The organism is Geothrix limicola, from assembly GCF_030268085.1.
Taxonomy (GTDB): domain Bacteria; phylum Acidobacteriota; class Holophagae; order Holophagales; family Holophagaceae; genus Geothrix; species Geothrix limicola.
This window is the reverse complement of record NZ_BSDE01000005.1, coordinates 63,966-85,647: the sequence shown is the minus strand read 5'-3', so window position 1 is coordinate 85,647 and position 21,682 is coordinate 63,966. Positions and strand designations below refer to the sequence as shown.

At 66.7% G+C, this 21,682-nt stretch carries 16 protein-coding genes; 8 read left to right on the top strand and 8 right to left on the bottom strand.

Annotation, left to right across the window (positions count from 1 at the left end; translation table 11 throughout):
• Positions 1-68: 68 nt before the first annotated feature.
• On the bottom strand, positions 69-1,556 hold the full coding sequence (locus QSJ34_RS13015; RefSeq protein WP_285575916.1) for a tetratricopeptide repeat protein: 1,488 nt from the start codon (positions 1,554-1,556) through the stop codon (positions 69-71).
• 4 nt (positions 1,557-1,560) lie between these two features.
• Entirely contained in the window at positions 1,561-2,919 is a 1,359-nt protein-coding gene (gene ffh / locus QSJ34_RS13010) for a signal recognition particle protein (protein ID WP_285575913.1), read from the bottom strand.
• 103 nt (positions 2,920-3,022) lie between these two features.
• Here ffh and QSJ34_RS13005 point away from each other — a divergent pair, with 103 nt between their 5' ends.
• The 4 genes from QSJ34_RS13005 (at position 3,023) to QSJ34_RS12990 (ending at position 9,199) form a co-directional block, all read left to right on the top strand.
• A complete protein-coding gene (locus QSJ34_RS13005; protein WP_285575911.1) occupies positions 3,023-5,035 on the top strand; it encodes a thioredoxin domain-containing protein in 2,013 nt (670 codons plus the stop codon).
• Between the two features lie 47 nt (positions 5,036-5,082).
• Positions 5,083-6,873 (top strand): NAD-dependent malic enzyme, encoded by a 1,791-nt coding sequence (locus QSJ34_RS13000; protein WP_285575909.1) that lies wholly within the window; start codon positions 5,083-5,085, stop codon positions 6,871-6,873.
• 215 nt (positions 6,874-7,088) lie between these two features.
• Entirely contained in the window at positions 7,089-7,463 is a 375-nt protein-coding gene (locus QSJ34_RS12995) for a BlaI/MecI/CopY family transcriptional regulator (protein ID WP_285575907.1), read from the top strand.
• Positions 7,460-9,199: a M56 family metallopeptidase gene (locus QSJ34_RS12990; protein WP_285575905.1), complete on the top strand. Its 1,740-nt coding sequence runs from the start codon at positions 7,460-7,462 to the stop codon at positions 9,197-9,199. The genes QSJ34_RS12995 and QSJ34_RS12990 overlap by 4 nt, the downstream gene beginning before the upstream one ends.
• A gap of 66 nt (positions 9,200-9,265) precedes the next feature.
• Here QSJ34_RS12990 and QSJ34_RS12985 read toward each other — a convergent pair whose 3' ends face one another.
• Both QSJ34_RS12985 and ruvC read right to left on the bottom strand, forming a co-directional pair.
• Positions 9,266-9,466: a hypothetical protein gene (locus QSJ34_RS12985; protein ID WP_285575902.1), complete on the bottom strand. Its 201-nt coding sequence runs from the start codon at positions 9,464-9,466 to the stop codon at positions 9,266-9,268.
• Between the two features lie 155 nt (positions 9,467-9,621).
• Positions 9,622-10,128: a crossover junction endodeoxyribonuclease RuvC gene (gene ruvC, locus QSJ34_RS12980; protein WP_285575901.1), complete on the bottom strand. Its 507-nt coding sequence runs from the start codon at positions 10,126-10,128 to the stop codon at positions 9,622-9,624.
• A gap of 136 nt (positions 10,129-10,264) precedes the next feature.
• Between ruvC and QSJ34_RS12975 the strand changes: the two genes are divergently transcribed.
• Positions 10,265-11,191, top strand: a complete 927-nt coding sequence (locus QSJ34_RS12975) for an ABC transporter substrate-binding protein (RefSeq protein ID WP_285575894.1) — start codon at positions 10,265-10,267, stop codon at positions 11,189-11,191.
• A 3-nt stretch (positions 11,192-11,194) separates the two neighbouring features.
• Positions 11,195-14,563, top strand: a complete 3,369-nt coding sequence (locus QSJ34_RS12970; RefSeq protein WP_285575892.1) for a PAS domain S-box protein — start codon at positions 11,195-11,197, stop codon at positions 14,561-14,563.
• On the opposite strand, the gene QSJ34_RS12965 is transcribed toward QSJ34_RS12970, so the two are convergent.
• From QSJ34_RS12965 to QSJ34_RS12955, 3 genes are all read right to left on the bottom strand, one after another.
• Entirely contained in the window at positions 14,560-16,875 is a 2,316-nt protein-coding gene (locus tag QSJ34_RS12965; RefSeq protein ID WP_285575890.1) for a ribonuclease R family protein, read from the bottom strand. The two genes, QSJ34_RS12970 and QSJ34_RS12965, sit on opposite strands and share 4 nt — an antisense overlap.
• Before the next feature lie 27 nt (positions 16,876-16,902).
• A complete protein-coding gene (locus tag QSJ34_RS12960; RefSeq protein ID WP_285575888.1) occupies positions 16,903-17,778 on the bottom strand; it encodes a hypothetical protein in 876 nt (291 codons plus the stop codon).
• Between the two features lie 309 nt (positions 17,779-18,087).
• Complete coding sequence (locus QSJ34_RS12955; protein ID WP_285575886.1) at positions 18,088-18,909, bottom strand: hypothetical protein; 822 nt, start codon at positions 18,907-18,909, stop codon at positions 18,088-18,090.
• A 103-nt stretch (positions 18,910-19,012) separates the two neighbouring features.
• On the opposite strand from QSJ34_RS12955, the gene QSJ34_RS12950 reads away from it, so the two are divergent.
• Positions 19,013-20,008, top strand: a complete 996-nt coding sequence (locus QSJ34_RS12950; RefSeq protein ID WP_285575884.1) for a glycosyltransferase family 9 protein — start codon at positions 19,013-19,015, stop codon at positions 20,006-20,008.
• 7 nt (positions 20,009-20,015) lie between these two features.
• Here the strand turns inward: QSJ34_RS12950 and QSJ34_RS12945 are convergent, their stop codons facing one another.
• Positions 20,016-20,372, bottom strand: coding sequence for a cytochrome c3 family protein (locus QSJ34_RS12945; protein ID WP_285575880.1), 357 nt, complete (start codon positions 20,370-20,372; stop codon positions 20,016-20,018).
• Between the two features lie 254 nt (positions 20,373-20,626).
• Between QSJ34_RS12945 and QSJ34_RS12940 the strand changes: the two genes are divergently transcribed.
• Complete coding sequence (locus tag QSJ34_RS12940) at positions 20,627-21,625, top strand: PstS family phosphate ABC transporter substrate-binding protein (RefSeq protein WP_285575878.1); 999 nt, start codon at positions 20,627-20,629, stop codon at positions 21,623-21,625.
• Positions 21,626-21,682: the final 57 nt, after the last annotated feature.

The following is a 21,682-nucleotide window of genomic DNA, read 5'->3' as shown; positions in this document are numbered from 1 at the left end:
GCACTCCCTGAGCAGGAAAGTGTATCTCGGATGGCCCCAAGTCCCAAGCGTTAATTGCGTACCAGCCCCTAACCGCCGAAGGCCGAGGGCGGGAAACTGCCCTCCAGCACCGCCTGCCGCTCCCGGATGTTCCGGCGCAGCGTGGGCCAGCGCGGGTGTTCGCGAACCCGGACGAGGAAGGGGGAGGTTTCGTACCAGGCGGCGCAGCTGAACCCCTGCACGAAGGCGCGGGTGGCGCAGTCGATACCACGGTCCGCATCGCCGAGCAGGGAATAGGCCTCGGCTTCCTTGAAGGTCCATTCGCCGTCGGGGATGCGGAGCTTCCCTCGCACATCGTCGATCTCGCGGAGTTCGGCTAGACCTTCCTTCGGGCGGCCTTCGAGGTAGGCGCGGTACACGCGGCAGAGGTCGCGGAAGGGGATGGGCGCCATGGCGGGGTCGCTCCCGGCGCGCATGCATTCGAGGGCCTGCTTGGGCCGGCCCTGAAGGAGGGCGAAATAGCCCTGGTAGAAGAGGATGTTGGCATCCCGCCGCGTGGTGCTCGCCCGCGCCAGCTCTTGGGCGAAGGCCGCCTGATCGCCCAGGTAGAGGTAGGTGGTTTCGGTGAACCAGGACGACGGGGTGGCTAGGTGGCCCAGCAGGTCCTCCCGCCGGGCCAGGGCCCGACAAGCCCCCGCCAACAGGCCCGAGGTCCGCCCGGCGTAGGCCATGCCCAGGTACAGATCCGGCATGCCCGGACGCAGGCGGACCGCGTCCCGGAGGATGCGCAGGGCCATCCGCTGGTTGCCGGTGTCCGTCAGCATCAGGGACCAGAGGAAGGTGGCCCTGGGGTGGCCGGGGACCAGCATCGCCGTCATGTCGAAGGCATGGTGGGTACGCGAGTTCAATCCGATGCCGGCCTGATCGGGGTTCACCCAGAAACTGCGGTAGAGGTGGTCGCCCAGGGCGGCCCAGGCCGAGGCGCAGCGCGGTTCCGCCTCGACCAGCGCCTGGGCGGCGGCGAGGTGGTCGACGGCGGACTGGTCATCCCGGATCGACAGGCCCTCCAACAGGAGCCAGAAGCGCGGGGCCGAGGCCGGGATGAGTGCACCCGTCTGATGGAAGCGGAGGCTGAGGGGCCAGTGCTCGAAGAGATCGCTCATGGCCTTCACAGGATCCTGAGATGGGCTGGTCTGCGGGGTCCAGGGCTCGTTGGACAGGAGGCGTGCCACCGTGTTCCATTCCAGAGTCAGGCCCAGCCGGTCGCCGTCACGGCGCCCGTGGAACCGGAGCAGGCGTGTCTGCAGCGGGAGGCGGCGCAGGTCCGCCGGGGCGGGCAGGGCGGGCGCGTGGGCGACCGTCGCCCCGCTGAGCACCTCCAGGCAGTCCGAAAGCAGGGTCTCCAAACCCGCACCCACTTCTTTCCCCTGGCTGTCGAAGGAGGAGGCCAGCATCAGCACGCGGTCCACGGGGGCGGGCCGGGCGAGGAAGACGCTGAGGGTTCCGAAGGCGATCACCGCCAGGGCCGCGAGGATCCAGAGTCTGGTTCGGATCGAGGCGGACCGGGGGCGGCTCATGGCATCAGAAGGGAAGGTTGGGGCCGGGGCCCATCTTGGCCATGCGCTGCATCCGGGCCATGAACTTGGGATCGTTCATCTGCCCCATCATCTTCTTCGTTTCGACGTACTGCTTGATCAGTTGGTTGATCTCGCTCACGGGACGTCCGCAGCCCGCGGCGATGCGGCGTTTGCGCTTGCCATCCAGCAGGTTGTGGTTGTTCCGCTCGGCGGGCGTCATGGAATTGATGATGGCTTCGAGGTGCTTGATGCGCTTGTCCGTGGCCACGGTGGCCAGCTGTTCCTTGATCTGACCCATGCCCGGCAGCATGCCCAGGATCTTGCTCATGGAGCCCATCTTCTGCACCTGCTGGAACTGCTTTCGCATATCTTCCAGTGTGAACTGGTTCTTGGCCAGGCGCTTGGCCATGACCTCGGCTTCCTTCTCGTCGATCTTGTCCTTGGCGTGCTCGATGAGGCTGAGCACGTCGCCCATGCCGAGGATGCGCTGGGCCATGCGGTCCGGGTGGAAGCGCTGGAAATCCTCCAGCTTTTCGCCCTCGCCCACGAACTTGAGGGGCTGGCCCGTGGCCTGCTTGATGCTGAAGGCCGCGCCGCCGCGGGTGTCGCCATCGGTCTTGGTGAGCACGACGCCGGTGATGCCAAGCTTCTCGTGGAAGGCCGTGGCGCTGCGGACCGCGTCCTGCCCCGTCATGGCGTCGGCGACGAAGAGGATCTCGTCGGGCGAGGTGGCGGCCTTGATCTGGGCGAGCTCTTCCATGAGCGCTTCGTCCAGGTGCAGGCGGCCGGCGGTATCGAGCACCACCACGTCCCAGCCCTTCAGCTTCGCTTCGGCCAGGGCGGCGGCGCAGATGGCGACGGGATTCTTCTCCTCGGTGCGGAAGGAGGGCACGCCGGCATCCTTCGCCACCGCGTGCAGCTGCTCGATGGCGGCGGGGCGGTAGACGTCCGCGGGCACGAGCAGGGGCGACCGTCCCAGCTTCTTCAGGAACACCGCCAGCTTGCCGCAGCTCGTCGTCTTGCCCGCGCCCTGGAGGCCCACCATCATCACGACGGTCGGGGGTTTCGCGGCGAAGGCGATGGGGTGTTCGGGGGCCTGGCCGCCCATGATCTCCACCAGTTCGCGGTGGACGATGTCGATGAAGGCCTGGGCGGGATTCAGCCCCTGCATGACCTCGGCACCCAGGGCCTTCTCCTTGACGCGCTGGAGGAAGGTGCGGGCCACGCTGACGTGGACATCGGCCTCCAGCAACGCCATGCGGACTTCGCGCAGCACGGTTTCGAGGTTGGCTTCCGTCAGCTTGGACTGGCCCCGGAGGGACTTCATCGCCTGGCTGAGTTTCTGGGTAAGGCTGTCGAACATGGGACCCCGGTGTGGACCAAACGATCATTGTATCGGCCAGAAGGGGCTTTCTCCCGCGCCTATCCGAACTTCAGGCATAATCCTGACCGATGGAGTCGGGATAATGCCCAATCGTCTTTCGGAAAGCCTGAGCCCCTACCTGCTCCAGCACGCCCACAACCCCGTGGACTGGCACCCCTGGGGTGAGGAGGCCCTGGCCAAGGCCAAGGCCGAGCAGAAGCCCATCTTCCTCAGCATCGGATACAGCGCCTGCCACTGGTGCCATGTCATGGAGCGGGAAAGCTTCGAGAATCCGGCCGTGGCCGAGGTGCTGAACGCCCACTTCGTGAGCATCAAGGTGGACCGCGAGGAGCGGCCCGACCTGGACGACCTCTACATGGATGCCGTGCAAACGCTGACGGGGCGGGGTGGCTGGCCCATGAGCGTGTGGCTCACGCCCGATCTCGAGCCCTTCTACGGCGGCACCTATTTCCCCCCCGAATCCCGCGGAGGCATGCCCGGCTTCGTTCCCCTGCTCACCCGCATCGCCGAACTGTGGCGGGAGGATCGCCAGGGCCTGCTGCAGCAGGCGGAAAAACTCACGGCGGAATTGAAGCGCCAGGCGGAGGTGGAGGCCGGCACCGAACGGCCCGGCCCGGCCGTTCTCGAAGCGGCCATGGTCCAGCTGCGGCGCGGCTTTGATGCCCGCTGGGGCGGCTTCGGCCCCGCGCCGAAATTCCCCCAGCAGATGGCCATCGATCTCATCCTGGCCCGCGGATCCGCCGAGGATCAGGCCATGGCGCGGCGCACCCTGGACGCCATGTGGGAAGGCGGCATGTACGACCACCTGGGCGGCGGCTTCGCGCGCTACAGCGTGGACGCCCACTGGCTGGTGCCCCACTTCGAGAAGATGCTCTACGACAACGCGCAGTTGGCCTGCTGCTACCTGGCGGCCTTCCAGGCCACGGGCGAGGTGCGCTACGCCCAGGTGGCCCGCGACACGCTGGACTACCTGCTGCGCGACCTCCGCGATCCCAGCGGCGGCTTCCATTCCAGCGAGGATGCCGACAGCGAAGGCGAGGAGGGGAAGTTCTACGCGTTCACTCCGAAGGATGTGCGCGAGGCTCTGGGAGACGTCGACGGCCCGCGCTTCTGCGAGGCCTTCGGCATCACGGCCGGCGGAACTTTCGAGCACGGCAAGAGCGTCGTCCACCGCTTCTCCTGCGAGGCCGGCGCGCGCCTGCCCGATGCCGAGGACCGCGCCCTCCGCGAGAAGCTGCGGCTCTGGCGCGACCGTCGCGTGCGGCCCGGCAAGGACGACAAGGTGCTCGCGGCCTGGAACGGGCTCGCGCTCTCGGCCCTGGCCCGCGGCCATCAGGTGCTGGGCGATCCACGCTACCTGGAGGCGGCCCAGGCCTGCGCGACCTTCCTGCACCGGGACCTCTGGCACGGTGGGCGGTTGCTTCGAGTGTGGCGCCAAGGCCGCGCCCATACGGAAGGCTTCCTGGAGGATCACGCGGCGGTGATGGAAGGGCTCATCGACCTCTTCGAATCCGACTTCGACTGGGCCTGGCTGAACTGGGCCGAGACACTCGGAGAGGATCTGCTGGCGCGGTTCATGGATCCCGTCGAGGGTGGATTCTTCAGTACGGAGGCCCATCAGACGGATCTGATCTTTAGGCAGAAGCCGGGCTTCGACAACGCCATCCCCAGCGGCAATACCCTCGCTGCACGGGCGCTGCTGCGGCTCTCGCGCCACCTTCAGCGGGAGGATTTCCGTCTGGCGGCGGAGCGCACGCTGCGCTGCTTCGGCCCTTGGATGCAGCGGGCGCCGCGCGCCTTCCTCGGCCTTCTGGGTGTGGTCGACCTGACCCTTCGGGATCATCTGGATGTGGCGCTATCTGGCGATCCCGCCCATGCCACCGTGCAGGAGATGCTTCGCGAGGTCCACCGCCGCTACTTGCCCGGACGCGTGCTGTCGGTCTCGGCGGATCAGCTGCTGCCCCTGCACGAAGGGCGTGGATCGGCCGGGGGACACGTGCTGGCCTTCGTCTGCCGGGGCCATAGTTGTGCACCGCCCGTGAAGTCGGCCCGCGAACTGGCGGGCCTTCTGGTGAGCGCCCCGGCTCCGATGTGACCCAGTCGCCCGGGTGGTGGAAGTAAACTGGACCCGTGCGGAAGCCGATGGTTCAGGAACCTGGATGGGGCCAGATCCATGCGGGGCGCGTGGAGAAGGGGGCAGCCATGAAGACCTTCGGGTTCAAGATCGACCCATTGACCGGCGAGGACTACTACGAGGTCTACCTCCGGGGCAGGCAGCTCCTGAACGATTCCCACCTCAACAAGGCCTCGGCCTTCACGAAGGAGGAGCGGCTCAGCCTGGGCCTGGACGGCATGCTGCGCTCGGGCGTATCGAGCCTGGACACCCAGGCCAACCGCGCCTACGAGGCCTTCCTCCGCAAGCCCGACGATCTCGAACGCTACATCTATCTGGCGGGCCTCCAGGACCGCAGCGAAACCCTGTTCTACCGCCTGCTCCTCGATCACCTCGAAGAAATGGTGCCCATCGTCTACACGCCGACCGTGGGCCAGGCCTGCATGCAGATGAGCCACATCCAGCGCCGGTACCGGGGCATCTACATCACGCCCGACAACATCGCCAACATCGATCAGATCTTCCAGGGCCTTTCCCAGCCGCAGGTGAACCTCATCGTGGTGACGGACGGCGAGCGCATCCTCGGCCTGGGCGATCTCGGATCGGACGGCATGGGCATTTCCGTGGGCAAGGTGAGCCTCTACGTGGCGGTCGGCGGCGTGCATCCCGCCGTCTGCCTGCCCATGTGCCTGGACGTGGGCACCAACAATCCGCGCCTGCTCGAAGATCCGCTCTACCTGGGCATCCGCAGGCCCCGCCTGCGGGGTGCGGAGTACGAGGAGCTGGTGGAAAAGTTCATCCTCGGCGTGAAGCGCAACTTCCCCGGTGCGCTGCTGCAGTGGGAGGATTTCGCCAAGCAGACGGCCTTCAAGAACCTGGATCGTTACCGCGAGCGCATCCTATCGTTCAACGACGATATCCAAGGCACGGGTTCCACGGCCCTCGCCGCCCTGATGACCGCCATGCGCATCAAGAAGAGCCGCTTCCAGGATGAGCGCTACGTCATCGTGGGCATGGGCCAGGCGGGCACGGGAATCGCCCTGAACATTCTCGCCATGCTGAAAGAGGAAGGTCTCTCGGCGGAGGAGGCGCGCAAGCACATCTTCGCCGTGGACATGCAGGGTCTGCTCATCGAAGGCGACCCGCTGCTCGAAGGCCCACAGGAACCGCTGGCCCAGCGCCACGAGGCCGTGCAGGGCTGGCAGCTGGATGATCCGTCCCGCATCGGTCTTGCGGATGTGATCCGCAACGCGCATCCTTCGGTGCTCATCGGCGTCACGGCGCAGCCTGGGCTCTTCAGCGAGGCCATCCTCGCCGAGACCGCCAAGCATTCGGAGCGCCCCATCGTGCTCGCGCTATCGAACCCCACGCACAAGTGCGAGTGCACGCCTGAGGCCGTGTGGAAGGCCACGGACGGCAAGGGCCTGGTGGCCACGGGCAGCCCCTTCGCGCCCATGGACTGGAAGGGGCAGACCCTCCTGGCCTCGCAGTGCAACAACATGTACATCTTCCCGGGGGTGGGGCTTGGCGCCCTCGTGTGCAAGGCCTCGCGCGTGACGGACCGCATGTTCTTCGCCGCGAGCCGGGCCATCAGCGAGTTCGTGACGCCCGCGCAGGAGGCCATGGGCCTGCTGCTGCCCGAGATGAAGGACATCCGCCAGGTGTCAGCCGCAGTGGCGGCGGCCGTGGGCATCGAGGCCCGCAACGAGGGGCTGGGGCGCCTTCTCGACGACAGCCAGATCGAGGCCATCATCAGCAAGGCCCAGTGGGAACCGAAGTACGCTTCTTATCGGCCGGGAACCATTCGTCACGCAGATTGATTCGTCCTTTTTTCACTTGAAGGCGCAGGTCCGACGCCTAGCCTGGGGGTGGGAAGAGTTTCTCTTTCCTCCCACGGGGCGACCGTTTTCGCCAGCCCCTTCCGGCCCGTATCGGTGAGGCCGAGACCTTGGGCACCTCTAGGGGTGCCCTTTTCGCGGTTGACATTCGCGGCTTATTACACAAAATTGTCTACACCATCTTGTGTAGGATTCCCATGCCGCGTCCCGTCAAGCCCACCGAAGTGGAACTGAAATTCCTCCAGATCCTCTGGGAACTGGGCCCCGCCTCGGTGAAGGAGGTGCACGCCCAGCTGAACTTGCGGGAGGCGTACGCCTACACGGGCGTCCTCCGCATGCTGCAGGTGATGCTGGAGAAGGGCCTCGTGACCCGTGATGAAAGCCAGCGCAGCCATGTCTACGCGGCCGTTCCCAGCCGTGCGGCCATGGAGGGCGGCCTGGTCGCCGACCTCACCGAGCGCCTCTTCGGCGGATCGGCGGCCGCCCTCGTGCTGGCCGCGCTCCGCTCGGGCCGGGTGAGCCCCAAGGAGAAGGCCCGCATTCTCGCAGCCCTTGGCAAGGAGAAGGGATGAGCGCCCTGGTTCAGGTCCTGGGCTGGACCCTGGTCCACGCTGCCTGGCAGGCCGCCCTGCTGGTGCTTCTGGCCGCCGGATGTGGTCCATTCCTGCCCCTCGGCCTCCGCCACCGGATGCATGGCCTCGTCCTGGGTCTCTGCCTCGTCCTGCCCGGCCTCACGGGCTGGCAGTTCCACCGTCCCGTCCCGCTGGAAGCCCGGTTGGTGGCCCTGGCGGATCCGGTTTCAGGAACCGTGCCCCGTGGGCCCGCGGGGCCAGCCTCGTCCGCGCCCTGGCTGCCAAGGCTGGAAGCCGCCCTGCAGCCCCACCTGGCGCAGCTGGTGATGATCTGGGCGGTCGGGGCTTCCTGCATGGCCCTGCGCCTGGGTGGTGGTTTCGCCCTCAGCCTTCGCTGGAGGCGGCAGGGGAGGACCGCACCGGAGGCCTGGCAGCAGAGGCTGGAGCAGTTGGCCTGCGCCATGGGCCTGGGGCGGAAGGTGCGGCTCCTGCTCGGCGAATGGGGCGACACGCCCCTGGCGATGGGCTTCTGGAAGCCCGTGGTGATCCTGCCGGCGACCTTGCTCACCAGCCTCCCTCCGGCCTACCTGGAAGCTCTGCTGGCCCACGAGCTGGCCCACGTGCGCCGCCAGGACTTCCTCTTCAACCTGCTCCAGGGACTTCTTGAAACCCTGTTGTTTTTCCATCCGGCCATCTGGTGGCTCTCGGCGAGGATCCGCGCCGAACGCGAAGAGCTGGCGGATGATCTGGCGGCTCAGAGCCTGGGCGATCCGCGGCGCCTGGCCCTGGCCCTCAACGCGCTGGACGATCTCCAGCCGTCTTTCCAACGAAGCCTGTTCCCGGCCCACGCGGCCCGAGGAGGACACTTGCTGCACCGTATCGAACGACTGTTATCGCCCCGGCCCAGAGTCGGCGCGCCCTGGAGCCTCTTTTCCCTGCTGCTGGTTCCAGGCGCGGCCCTGGCCCTGCAGGCGGCCCTGCCTGCCCAGACGTCCATTCCCGCGCCCGCGGCCCTCGTGGCCCAGGTGGATGCCCTCGCAGTGAAGGAAGGGCTCGATCCCCAGCTGCTTCGCAGCATGGCCTGGGTGGAGAGCGGCTTCTACGCCAAGGCCAAGAGCCCGCTCGGCGCCATGGGCCTGCTCCAGGTCATGCCCGAGACCGCCCGGGCCTACGGCGCCAAGGATCTGGGTGATCCCGCCCAGGTCATGGCCGCGGGCGCGAAGTACCTGCGCTTCCTCCTCGACCACTACCAGGGTGACCTCACCAAGGCCGTGGCCGCCTACAATTGCGGCGAGAAGGCCCTGGACGAGGGGCGCATCACCGAAGAGGCGATCCACTACCGTGCCCTCGTGATGGACGTGCTGAAGGCGAAGGCCGTGCAGCCCGAGGTGCCCTTGGCGGAAGGCGAAGTCCAGGGCGTTATCCGCCGCGTGGGTGAGGATCTGATGGTTCATCTTCGCGTCAGTCGCCGCGGACCTCTGAAAGTGGACCTCCAGCCCGGCGGGCAGCCTGGACCCGGTGCCTCTATTCGGATCGGTGAGCAGGGGGGCGATGCCTCCTCGAAGGCTGGGTCCTGGGAAGAATCCCAACCCAATGTGCGGATGAAGGCCCCGAAGACGGGCCCGCTGGTGGTTCGCGTGGAAGACGAGGGCTCGGGCCTGAAGGGTGAAACCCAGGTGAATGTGGACGGAAGCTGGGCTTCCTTCAGCCTTCAGATGGCGAAGCCCAAGCCCTAGAAAGTGCAGCCATCGGTACAGCAAGAGGCCCGGCAGCGCCGGGCCTCTTGCACGGGAAGGGATCGGTCAGGCGGCGGCGATGCGGCGGCTGCTGTGCATGACTTCGGCTTCGAGCTCGGCTTCCAGGGCCTGCACCTGGCGGAGCACGGCAAGGCCGCGGGGCGAGCAGCTCATCTGGCGCTCGAGCTGGTTGAAGACTTCATGCAGCCGCTCGGCGGTGGTCCAAAAGGCTGGGTTGTGCTGTCGCGCTGCGGTGTCCATGTGCATGGCGGCTCCGTGTGCTTCCTGGACATCATCATCGTCATTGCCGATGACTTAGGCTAGTGACAGGCATCACAAGAAATGTCATGAGTTACGAGGATTTTTGTCACGATCGTCATGACAATTCGCGAAGTCCTTGAAAAACATGACATCGAGGACGTTTATGCTTGGGGTCCAACCCGCCGGGTCGCCAGAAGATGACCGATGGCCACGGCTGCCGCGTCGGCCGCGTCGGCGGCCAGGGGCTCCTTCAGGTTCAGGAGGGTCATCACCATCTTCCCCACCTGGCCTTTGTCCGCCCAGCCGTAGCCGCTGACGGCTTTCTTGACCTGCATGGGGTTGTAGTCGCCCACCGGCAGGCCATGCAGACCGGCCGTGAGCAGGATGCCTCCGCGGATCTGGCCGAGCTTCAGGGCGGTGGCGGCATTCTTTTCCACGAAGGGGGATTCCACGGCCATGAACTGGGGCCGGTGTGCGGCGATCGCCTCGGCCAGCTTTTCGTGGATGCCCAGGATGCGCTGGTCGAAATCGGCGCCGCGGGGGCTGCGGATCACCCCTGCCGCAAGAAGCTCCAGGCGTGATCCCAACCGGGATACCACGGCCCACCCGCAGGCCAGGGACCCAGGGTCGACGCCGAGGCAGATGGTGGGGGCAGGGGCGAGGGCCATGCTCCAGTTCACCATGCCGAGGGGTATCCCACCATGGTCCGGGGTCCGTCCCGTCGAAATCCATATCGGCTGGAATTTCTCTGGGATGCCTGCGCGGCCGATGAGTTGGCACGCCTCGCGCCGGAGTCCAGGAACCATGTTCCGCGGTCTGCTCTTTCTTCTGACGCTGCTCCTGCCTCTGGGTTGCGAGCGGCCGCGACCCGGGCCCGTCCAGGTGGCGACCAACGTCTGGCCCGGCTACGAGCCGCTCTACCTCGCCAGGCAGATCGGGGCGCTGGATCCCAAGACCTTCCATCTGGAGGAAATGTCCACCTCCAGCGATTGCATTCGGGCCCTGCGGGCCGGGCGGGTGTCGGCCGCCGCCCTGACGTTGGATGAAACCTTCCTCCTGCTCCAGGACGGCGTGGACCTCCAGGTGGTGCTGGTGATGGATGTGTCCCACGGCGGCGACGCCCTGCTGGGGCGCCCGGAGATTGGTACTTTGTCAGGCCTGAAGGGCCGCCGCGTCGGCGTGGAGAACACGGGCGTGGGAGCCTACCTGTTCAGCCGTGCCCTGGATCAGGCGGGGCTCCGTCCGGACGAGGTGAACCTGGTTCCGATCACCGAAGGCGCCCACGAAAGGGCCTACCGCAGCCGCGCGGTGGATGCGGTGGTGACCTTCGAGCCTACGCGGACCCGCCTTCTGGCCGAGGGCGCGAAGGTGCTCTTCGACAGCCGCAGCATCCCGGAGGAGATCTTCGACGTGCTGGTGATCCGTGGAGAGGCCGCCCGGGCCCACCCCGAATGGGTCGCCCAGATCCGCGAGGCCTGGTTCAAGGCTCTGGATTTCCTGCAGGCCCACCCGGATGAAGCCATCCGTAGGATGGCGCCCCGCGAAGGCCTCGACCCTGCGGCCTTCCGCCGGTCCCTGGAGGGGCTCGTCTTCCCCGATGCGGCGGCGGACCGGCGGATGCGCGAGGGCAGTCTGCTGGCCCCGGCCCGGCGCCTGGCCGATCTTATGTTCCAGAGGCACCTCCTCGCACGTCCCGTAGATCCCGCACACCTCCTTTCCCCCGCGAGGTAGCCCTTGGCCTCCCGCATCCGCCTTCGCCTGGCGATTCCCCTGCTCCTGTCCGCGATGGCGATTCTGGGGTGCGCGGCCTTCGTCTCCTTGCACTACGCGCGCGAACTCGACCGCGTGATGAAGGACACGGCCGCGGTGCTGGAAGTCCAGTCCTTCGCCATGCGGAATTCCCTCGCGGACCTGCTCGCGCGCGGCGAACGGGAACTGGCGGAACGGCGTTTCACCGACGCGGCCCTGGATCCGCGGATCCGGGCCATGGCCCTGGTGGACGGCGAAGGGCGGGTGCGTTTCTCGACCCAGCGGCAGTGGATCGGAGGCCCCTCTTCGGCCGTGGAGGGCTTCGACGGGGCTGAGGCCTCCCGCCTCTTGGCCGAGCACCGGGATCGCCTGGGCGCCTCCGGGGAGGCTTCGCTCGCGGGCTATTTCCCGATGGAACTCGACCTGGTGCCGGGCACCCTGCGGGATCAGCGGGAAGGCCTGCTCTTCATTTCGTTCGATCTCTCCAGCAGCTTTGCGCAGGAGCGACATCAGCTGATGGTGGAGGCCCTGTGGATCCTGGCGGCCTGGTTTCTCGTCGCGCTCCTCCTGTTCGTGCTGATGGACGCGCTGGTCACGCGGAAGGTGGACCACCTGCTCCACACCATGGCCCAGGTGGAGAAGGGGGCCCTCCGTGCGAGGACGGGCTTCAAGGGGGAGGATGAACTCTCCCGCCTCGGCAAGGCCTTCGACCGCCTCTTGGATCAGATCGTCGAAAACCAGGCAGAGCTGCAGAACCGTGAGCTGGGCTTCCAGCGCATGGTGATGGCCGCGCCCATTCCGGTGGGCGTCTGCACCGCGGCTGGCAAGATCGAATTCATCAATCCTCGATTCGAGGCCCTCTTCGGCTACACGCAGGCGGACATTCCCGATCTGGATCATTGGTGGAAGCTGGCCTATCCGGATCCGGACTACCGCGCCCAGGTGCTGAAATCCTGGACCGAGGGCGTCGACCGGGCCCAGGCGGAGGATGGCGACCTGAACCTGGACCAGATGTACGACATCACCTGCAAAAACGGGACGCGGCGCACCATCGAGATCCAGGGAACCCCGGTGGGGGACCGGGTCCTCGTGATTTTCAACGATCTGACGGAACGGGTGCAGGCCGAACGGCGAGTGCGCGCCAGCGAAAGCCGGCTTCGAAGCATCCTGGAGAGCGAACCGGAATGCGTGAAGGTGGTCTCCAGGGAGGGACGCCTGCTCGATATGAATGCCGCCGGGCTGGCCATGGTGGAGGCGGAAAGGCTCGATCAGGTCCAGGGGCAGCCCCTGCTCGATCTGGTGGTGCCGGAACACCGGGAAGCCTTCCTGGCGATTTCGAACAAGGCCCTCCGGGGGGAACCCGCCACGGGCGAATTCGAAATGGTGGGCTTGAAGGGTGCGCGCCGCTGGATGGATACCCATGCCGCGCCCCTCCGGGATGAGAACGGGCAGATCACGTCGTACCTGGCCGTCACGCGCGACATCACCGAGCGCAAGCGGGCCGACGAGGCGCTGCGGGAGGCCTCGGCCTACGCCCGGACCCTCATCGAAACCAGCCTCGATCCGCTGGTCACCATCAGCCCGGAAGGGACCATCACGGACGTGAACACGGCCACGGAGAAGATCACCGGTCTCACCCGGGACCACCTGATCGGTCAGGATTTCGCAGGCTTCTTCACGGATCCCGAGATGGCCCGGGCCGGCTACCGGCAGGTGTTTTCCGCAGGCCATGTGCTGGATTATCCGTTGGCCGTGCGCCACGTCTCGGGGCAGATCACGGAGGTGCTCTACAACGCCTCGGTCTACCGGAACAAGGCGGGCGAGGTCCTGGGGGTGTTCGCCGCGGCGCGGGACATTACCAAGCGCAAGCGCGCCGAAGAGATGCTGCGGAAGGCCTATGCAGCCCTGGAGCAGAGCCCGGTCACCGTCATCATTACGGACACGGCGGGACACATCGAATACGTGAACTCGGCCTGCCTGCACGCTTCGGGGTACACGATGGAGGAGCTCGGCGGCCAGACGCCGAGGATCTTCAAATCCGGAGAAACCTCGGCCAGCGACTATCGGACCTTGTGGGAGACCCTGTTGGCGGGCCGGGTGTGGGAAGGACGGTTCCACAACCGGCGCAAGGACGGATCGCTCTACTGGGAGCAGGCCAAGATCTCGCCGCTGCGCAACGATGGCGGTGAGATCACGCACTTCGTGGCGGTGAAGGAGGACATCACCGAGACCCTGAAGCGGGAGGCGGAACGCCGCCAGATGGAAGCGCAGATGGCCCAGTCACAGAAGCTGGAAAGCCTTGGCAGTCTTGCGGGGGGTGTGGCCCACGATATGAACAATGTGCTCGCGGCCATCCTGTCGCTGGCTTCCATCCAGCAGATGGAGGCGCCGGAAGGGACGCCGCTGCGCAAGAGCCTGGATACCATCGAGAAGGCCTGCCTGCGGGGGCGGGCGCTGGTGCAGGGGCTGCTGGGATTCGCCCGGAAGGGGCTGGCCGAGGAGAGCCTGGTGAACCTGAATGACCTGGTGAGGGACCAGGTCGCCCTCCTGGAGCGCACCACCTTGCAGAAGGTGAGCCTGGAAATGGACCTTGCGAATGACATCCGGTCCATCCAGGGGGATCCTTCCTCCCTGAGTCACGCGCTGATGAATCTGTGCGTCAATGCGGTGGATGCCATGCCGGAAGGAGGCACCCTCACCTTGCGTACCCATAACGAGGGCGTGGGTTCCGTGTGCCTGGAGGTGGGCGACACGGGCGTCGGGATGTCGCCCGAAGTGCTGGAGAAGGCCCTCGATCCCTTCTTCACGACCAAGCCCCAGGGGAAGGGCACGGGGCTGGGCCTTTCCATCGTCCATGGGGCGGTGAAGGCCCACCGGGGCACCCTCGTCCTGGACAGCCACCCCGGCGCGGGGACGGTCGTGCGGATCTGCCTGCCGGCGAGCCTGCAGGAAGGCCAGGCGGTGGCCCCGCTGAGCGCCGCCCCCGCCGCCGCTTCGGCCCGGAACATCCTGGTGGTGGATGACGACGAACTGCTGCAGCAGAGCACCTGCCAGCTCCTGGAACTGCTGGGCCACCGGCCGACCCTCGCCACCAGCGGGGAGGAGGCCGTCAAGGTCGTGGAGGAAGGCCTGGCTCTCGATGCCGTCATCCTGGATCTCAACATGCCCGGCATGGGAGGTGCCGCCGCGTTGGTGCGCATCCGCGAGCTCCGCCCCAGCCTGCCCGTGTTCTTGGCGACGGGCCGGGCCGACGAGGAGGCCCTGGACCTGGTCCGGCGGATCCCCTGCGTGACCCTGCTGGCCAAGCCCTATGCCCTCGCGAAGCTGAAGAGCCTGCTGCGGGAGCTCGGCTAGCGTTTCTTGCGGCCCGATCCGCGGACGCTGCCCTTCGGCGGCTTGGGATGGGCTTCGCGAGTGGTCTTTTCCGGCCGGGCCTTTCCACTCGCCTCGCGGGCCTTCTTGGGTGGGCGGCCCTTGGGGGGGGCATCGCTTCGCGCGCGCGTCGTCCGCGCTTCACCCCGGCCGCGGCGGGGCGGCTCCAGATCGCTTTCCCGAAGGGTGGCCGGCGCTGCGAGGGTGGGCACGAACTGGAAGGCCTTGCCGTGGGCATCCTGCGCCTTCGCCTCGGTGATCCAGGCGCTGATGCGGCGCAGATCCTCATCCACGGCGGTGACCTCGACTTCCACCGCGTCGCCGATGGTGAGCACGACGGAGCCCCGCAGTCCCGTGGCCTTGGTGCGGTGCTCATCCACCCAGAAGCTGCCGCCCAGGGCGGCGAGTGGCACACCCACCTCCACGAAGGGCGAATCCAATGTGACGAAGGCGACCTTGGCCGAATAGCCCTGGATGCGCCCCTTGAATCGCTGGCCGATGCGGCTCTTCATCAGGAGGCAGGCCTTCCACTTGTCGTTCTCGCGTTCGGCTTCCGTGGCCTTCTGTTCGCTGTCGCTGGCACCCTTGGCGAGCACGGCGAGGTGGCTGTGTAGGCCTTCGGGCAGGGCCCTGCCGCGAAGCACCTGGCGCAGGAGGCGGTGGACGATGAGATCCGGATAGCGCCGGATGGGGCTCGTGAAATGCAGGTAATCCTGCAGCGCCAGGCCCGAATGGCCGATGTTGTCGACGTTGTATTCGGCCTTCTTCAGGCTGCGCAGCAACAGGGTGTTGATCATCGCCTCCAGCGGCCCGCCGCGGATCTTGTCGAGCATGGCGTTGAGGTGCTCGGGAGTCGGGGTCTCCTTGGGCTTGAGCAGTCCGAAGGTGCGGGCGACTTCGGCGAAGATCTCCAGCTTCAATGCGTCGGGCTCGTCATGGATGCGGTAGATGGTGGGGATCTTCTTTCGCGTGAAGAAGCGCGCCACGGTTTCATTCGCCAGCAGCATGAACTCCTCGATCATGCGGTGGGCGTCGTGGCGGGGATAGCGCCGGGCGTCCACGGGGCAGCCTTCCTCGTCGAAAACGAATTCCGCCTCTTCGGTATCCAGGTTCATGGCGCCGCGGCCCAGGCGCACCTGCGTGAGGCGGCGGGACAGCACCAGCGATTCATCCAGGAGGGCGCAGAGCGCCTCGCCGAGTTCGGCGCGCTTGCGCGTCGACAGGTCGATGCAGGCCTCCTTCACCTCGTCGTAGGTGAGGCGCTTGGCGCTGCGGATCACGCTTTCCGAAAGGCGCGTCTGAACCACCTCCAGCTCGGGGGAGATCGTCATCCAGGCGGTCATGGTGAGCCGGTCCACGCCCTCGCGAAGGCTGCACAGGTCGCCGCTGAGCCGCTCGGGGATCATGGGGATGGCTTCGTCCGGGAAGTAGACCGAGGTGCCGCGCAGGCGGGCCTCTTCGTCCAGGGGGCCGCCTTCTGCGACGTAGTGGCTCACGTCGGCGATATGGACGCCCAGCAGCCAGCCGCCGCCTTCGGATTTGGGCAGCACTTCGAGGCTGATGGCATCGTCGAAATCCTTGGCGGTGGGCGGGTCCACCGTGCAGGTGAGGGTCTCGCGGAGATCCTCCCGTCCCTGGATCCATTCGGCCGGAATGCGGGTGGGGAAGGGGGCCAGCTCCTTCATGACCGCATCCGGGAATTCCGTGCGCAGGTTGAAGAGGGCTGCCGTGAGCTTGTTCTCGATCTTGAGGTCGGTCCTCTTCCCGAGCCGCGCCAGGACGGTGCCGCGCAGCTGCTTGGCCTCGGGATCGGCGTCCAGCTTCACGCTGACGAGCTCACCATCCTCCGCCAGGTCGGTAGGAGGCACGGAAATGATCTGGGACAACCGCGGCTCGAGGGGCACCACGCGCCAGCCCCAGGGCTGCTTCTGGAGGGTGCCGGGCAGGGGCAGGTCGCCGCGCCCCTTCACCTCCACCACACGGGCCTTGAGGCGCCCATCCCAGCCTTCGCCATTGACCTCGGCCATCACGCGGTCGCCGTGGATGGCGCCGTGGGTGTCCCGCCAGTCGACGAGGAGGTCCATGCGAGGCCCCTTGGGGGCACCCAGCAGCCTCAGGAAACCGCCCGTGCCCTCGGGATGGCCGATGAAGGTGGCTTCGAAGGTTTCGTACAGTCGCAGCCCCGGGGCCCCGTTTCTCGTGGAGGGGGGTCTCGGGGCTGGGGATGCGGCCCGCCGGTCTGGGGTGCGCGAGGGTGCGCGGACGGGGATGCGGGGGGCTGAGCGACGGGCCATACCTTCAGGGTACAGGCCCGGAAAGGATTAGGCTTGCTTTCCCTTCTTGCCGGGTTTGGCTGGGGGAGCGGCGACCGCCTTGCCATTCAAGATATCCAACTGGTGCTGAACCTTCTTGTTCTCGGGGTCCAGGGTTGCGAGGCGGTAGAGCCAGCGGGCCCGGCCGGCCTTGTCGCCCTGGGCTTCCAGATAGGCGGGGCTGGAAACGACCGCTTCGACCCACTTGCTGACTTCGCCCTTGCCGGCCTTGTATTCCGCCACCTGGTCGGCCTCGCCCTTGATCTTGTCCTCCATCACCTTGACGAGGGGATCGTAGGCTTCACTCTCGCGCTTGGTGACATCCAGGTAGGTCTGGAAGAACTTCACCCACTTGGCGCTATCGACGATTTCCTTTTCGACGCCAAGGGCCAGATCCAGTTCCTGACGCTCACCGGGATCGAGGACGCTCTTGCCCTTCAATTCCTTGATACGGTCCGCATTCTCATCCAGCACCTGCTTGGCCCGCGTACCGGACTGCTTGTACCAGGCGACCGTCTGCTCGAAGGGCACCTTCACACCCTCGTAGCACTCTCCCGCGAGAGACTTGGCGGTCTTGGCGTATTCCAGGGCCTTTTCCCAGGCGCCCGCGGAATCGGCGGCCTCGGCGGCGAGGCGAAGGGCCTCGGCCATGTCCAGGTTGGCGGCCACGCTCTGAACGAGGGTGGTGTTGTCCTTCTTGTCGAAGACGGGGCGGGTGGCGGGAAGCAGGGCCTCGGCATGCTTGCGGGCCTCGGGGTAGTTCAGGTCCGCCATCAGCTTCTCGACCACGGGCCGTTCGGCTTTCACCCGGTCGCCCAGGGAGGGGGCCTGGGCCATCAGGGCCGCGGGCAGGAGGATGCATGAAAGGAAGGCCGGTGTGCGCATCGTTTCAACCAATGGTGAGAAGGGAGAGGTCCCCAGAGAAGAACCCCCATTGTCCCGGGATCCTTTGGGCTTGGCTAGCCCTACCCCCTGGGCTGGGCATCACAAGTCGGCCAGAGCGATCCACCTTGGGGGTCACCCCAGGGTTTCGCTCATGCCCCGGATTTCGTTTTTGATGCGTTCCAGCTCCTCACGCTCGATCCGGCGCGCGGGGACCCCGCCCCGCGAACCCCGCCGGGTGACGCAGCGGGCTCCGAGGGAGCCAGCGGAGTCGGGTCCCGGCGAGGGTGAGCATCGAGACCGTAGGCGGGGTCACCCCAGAGTTTCGCTCATGCCCCGGATTTCGTTTTTGATGCGTTCCATCTCCTCACGCTCGATCCGGCGCGCGGGGACCCCGCCCCAGGTCTCCCCCGCCCCCACCCGGCTCCCCGGCAGCAGCACGCTTTCCGGGAGAATGGTGGCGTCATCGCCGATGATGACGTCCCCCATGACGCAGCAGGCGAGGCCCAGGGTGGCCCGGTTGCCCACCGTGACCGGGGCGATGACCAGGTTGCCGCCGCCCCCGTAGTGGGCGAAGATGCGCACGCTGCCACCCAGGGCCGCGTCATCCCCGATGCTGATGAGCTGTGGATCGCTGATGTATTCCGTGTTGATGAAGGCGTGGCGGCCGATCTTCATGCCCATGGCCTTCAGGAACCAGACCCCGAAGGGCGTGAGGGTCACGAAGGGCAGGAAGGTGAAGCGCACAAGGTAGAAGAGGCCGTTGTGCAGGAACCAGGGCAGGGCGTGCAGGGTGTAGTAGCCGCCCTTGAATGGTTTCACGCGCGTGGGCAGCACCCAGTTGTAGATGGGCACCACCAGCAGCAGCACCAGCCCGAAGATGAAAAAGGAGAGGGCCAGCGCGAAGCCCGACAGGATCCAGGGCCAGGGTCCGTGGAGGCTGGCGGCCAGGCCGTGGAGGCCCGACCAGATCCAAAGGGCCGGGGCCAGGGCCAGCCCGAGGGCCGTGGAGGCGAGGGTGTACATCAGGAGCACCGCCAGTCCGTAGGCCACCCTCGAAAACCGGCGGAGCAAGCGGTCCAGCCAGTTCGTCGGCGGCGGGTTCTTGGACTGGTCTTTGGCGAAAGAATTCACGCGGCACCTTCTGTGTCGCGCCCTTCGGGCTTCGGCTTCGCCAAAGTGGCCATTCGCTTCTGCTTCATGCTCATGCCACCAGCGTAACGAATAGGATGGAGGGATGGATCTGGTTCTGCTCCGTCTCTCCGCCCTCGGTGACATCCTCCGGGTCATGCCGGCCTGGGCCAACCTTCGCCAGGCCTTCCCGCAGGCGCGCTTCCGGGCCGTGGTCGAGGATCGCCACGCCTTCCTGCTGGAGCCACTGCCCTGGCTGGAGCCCGTGGTGGTGCGGCGCAAGCGCCTGTCCTCGCCCTTTTCGGCCTTCAGCGAACTCAAGCGGGTGGCCGCCCTGGTGCGCGGCGCCGAGGCCAGCCTGGACTTCCACGGCATCCTCAAGGCGGCCCTCATCCCGAAGCTGGCGGCCCTCCCCGAACGCTGGGGCGACGGAGTGACCAAGGAGTTCGCAGGATCGCTCCAGACCCATCCCATGGCCTTCCGCCATCAGACGCGGTACGACCAGGCTCTGGGCCTGGCGGAGGCCTTCGGCCGCAGCCGGGGCATCCCGGGGCTCGGGCGCTTCCGGCCCGTGCTGAAGGACGTGGCGCTTCCCGATCCCGGCGAGATCTGGCAGCAGGATGCGAAACCCCGGGTGGTGCTGGTCCCCGGCGCTTCGAGGCGAGGTGCCATCAAGCGCTGGCCCCTGCGGCACTGGATCACCCTGGCGGGCCTTTTGAAACAGCGCTGCGACCTGCGGTGGTCCCTCGGCCCCGAGGAAGAAGATCTGCGGAGTTGGTTGCCGGAGGCCACCGGTGTCGCGGCCCTCCCGCGGCTGGGCTTCTGGCAGCTGGCCTCGGCCGTCCGCCAGGCCGACCGGGTGGTCTCTCCGGATACCGGGCTTCTCCACCTGGCTGTGGTGCTGGGGGTTCCGGCCCTGGGGCTCTACGGCGCCAGCGATCCCGTGATCGCGGGATTGCCCCCGGAGGCGGGCCGGGTCCTGCGCACGGGGATCTCCTGCTCGCCCTGCCGGGAACGGGATTGCCAGCGGCGGCAGTGCATGGAAGAGCTGCTGCCGGAGCGCGTGTCCGAGGCGATCGTGTCTAGGACGGTTTTCGGCTAATCGGGCTTCAGCGGATATTGAATTTGAATTTGCCTTCGTGGCATTCCAGGCACTTCACGACGGGCGGCTGATGCTGGCGGTGGCACTCGGTGCACACGATCTCGCCCAGGTGGGAATCGTGGGGATTGGGTTTCGCATCCTTGGTCAGGGCCTTCATGGCGGGGTAGTCGCCGTGGCAGGTCATGCAGGAATCCGCCGCGACAGCCTTCTTGGTGGGCTTCTCCTCCTGATGGCAGTCGTAGCAATGGACACCGGCCTTGGCGTGGTGGGGCGGGAGGGTGCGGGCCTTGGCTTCCTGGGCGGGAGAGGGGAACACCCAGGCAAGGCTGAAGGCGAGGACGGCGAGGCGCTGGACGCGAGTCATGGGCGGGATCCTGAAATTTCTGCGTGGAAGGCACCGGGTGATGCAGCAGTCTACCGAAGGCTGGGGCCAGGATCCCATGGGCTTTCGCCCGCCAGGGCCGATCCGGGAGACTCGATGTCGCGACCGTGACAGGGATCACTTTTCCAGGTCGCTGATGGGACATCCGAGGAGGGAATGTCCGATCATGACCCGCTGGGCAATTATGTTGGGCCGTCCAGCACCCGGTTGGGATCCATTTTTTGAAAGGGCACCTCATGAACTTGAACCGCGCACATCTGGTCTCTGGCCTGGTCCTGGCGGCTGGGGTGTCCTGTCTCGGGGTTCTTCAGGCCCAGTCGGCTCAGCCCCGCGCGAAGGTCCCTTCGGTGATCCCGGGCTACCAGCCCCAGAACCAGGTGAAGGGGGCCATCAACCTTTCGGGGTCCGACGAGCTTTCCGATCTCGGCGATGAATGGTCCGCGGCGTTCCGGAAAAGCCATCCGGAAGCCAACCTGATCTACCGATCCAAGCTCACGAAGGATGCGGTGAAGGAACTGCTGGACGGCTCGAGCCTGCTGATCCTCGCGGCCCGGGAACTGACTCCGGACGAGAACAAAGCCTTCCAGACGAAGTTCGGCTACATGCCGATGCGCATCCCGGTCTGCCTCGACGCCAACATCGTCTTCGTGAACAAGAACAATCCCCTGACTTCCATCACCATGGAGCAGCTGGATGCCATCTATTCCAAGTCGCGGCTGGCGGGCGCCAAGGCCCCCCTGGTCGTCTGGGGCGACCTGGGCCTCAAGGGCGAGTGGGCCAAGATGCCCATCAACGCTTACGCCCGCGCCGAGGGGACGACCACCCGGGCGACCTTCGCGGAGAAAGCGATGCTCAAGGGGGAATTCCGCCCCGGCATCCAGGACCGTGACGATTCCTCCTCCCTGGCCGAAGCCGTCATGACCGACCAAGCGGGCATAGCCTTCGGATCCATGTCCTCCTGGTACTTCGCCAACAAGGTGATTCCCGTGGTGCCCATCCACGGTGAAGACGCGCGCATGCCGAACCAGGAGAACATCACCACCAGCAAGTACCCCATGCCGCGCCTGTTCTACGCCTACCTCAACCGGACCCCCGGACAGCCCCTGCCGGTGCCCATCAACGAAGTGATCCACTTCCTCCTGACCAAGGAAGGCCAGAACGCCGTGGCAGATTCGGGCCTGCTGCCCGGCCCCCCGGAATTCCTCACCATCGCCTTGAAGCGCCTGAGCCGCTAAGGCGATCAAAGATGTCAATGAAAGCAGAAACCCCGGCTCGGCCGGGGTTTCTGCTTG

Excerpts from the sequence above, each read along its gene's own strand:
- QSJ34_RS12940 (WP_285575878.1), top strand. The coding sequence starts at position 20,627 with ATGAACTTGAACCGCGCACATCTGGTCTCTGGCCTGGTCCTGGCGGCT.
- QSJ34_RS12960 (WP_285575888.1), bottom strand. The coding sequence starts at position 17,778 with ATGCGCACACCGGCCTTCCTTTCATGCATCCTCCTGCCCGCGGCCCTG.
- QSJ34_RS12975 (WP_285575894.1), top strand. The coding sequence starts at position 10,265 with ATGTTCCGCGGTCTGCTCTTTCTTCTGACGCTGCTCCTGCCTCTGGGT.
- QSJ34_RS12995 (WP_285575907.1), top strand. The coding sequence starts at position 7,089 with ATGCCGCGTCCCGTCAAGCCCACCGAAGTGGAACTGAAATTCCTCCAG.
- ffh (WP_285575913.1), bottom strand. The coding sequence starts at position 2,919 with ATGTTCGACAGCCTTACCCAGAAACTCAGCCAGGCGATGAAGTCCCTC.
- QSJ34_RS13000 (WP_285575909.1), top strand. The coding sequence starts at position 5,083 with ATGGTTCAGGAACCTGGATGGGGCCAGATCCATGCGGGGCGCGTGGAG.
- QSJ34_RS13015 (WP_285575916.1), bottom strand. The coding sequence starts at position 1,556 with ATGAGCCGCCCCCGGTCCGCCTCGATCCGAACCAGACTCTGGATCCTC.
- ruvC (WP_285575901.1), bottom strand. The coding sequence starts at position 10,128 with ATGGCCCTCGCCCCTGCCCCCACCATCTGCCTCGGCGTCGACCCTGGG.
- QSJ34_RS12985 (WP_285575902.1), bottom strand. The coding sequence starts at position 9,466 with ATGCACATGGACACCGCAGCGCGACAGCACAACCCAGCCTTTTGGACC.
- QSJ34_RS12945 (WP_285575880.1), bottom strand. The coding sequence starts at position 20,372 with ATGACTCGCGTCCAGCGCCTCGCCGTCCTCGCCTTCAGCCTTGCCTGG.
- QSJ34_RS12950 (WP_285575884.1), top strand. The coding sequence starts at position 19,013 with ATGGATCTGGTTCTGCTCCGTCTCTCCGCCCTCGGTGACATCCTCCGG.
- QSJ34_RS12965 (WP_285575890.1), bottom strand. The coding sequence starts at position 16,875 with ATGGCCCGTCGCTCAGCCCCCCGCATCCCCGTCCGCGCACCCTCGCGC.
- QSJ34_RS13005 (WP_285575911.1), top strand. The coding sequence starts at position 3,023 with ATGCCCAATCGTCTTTCGGAAAGCCTGAGCCCCTACCTGCTCCAGCAC.
- QSJ34_RS12990 (WP_285575905.1), top strand. The coding sequence starts at position 7,460 with ATGAGCGCCCTGGTTCAGGTCCTGGGCTGGACCCTGGTCCACGCTGCC.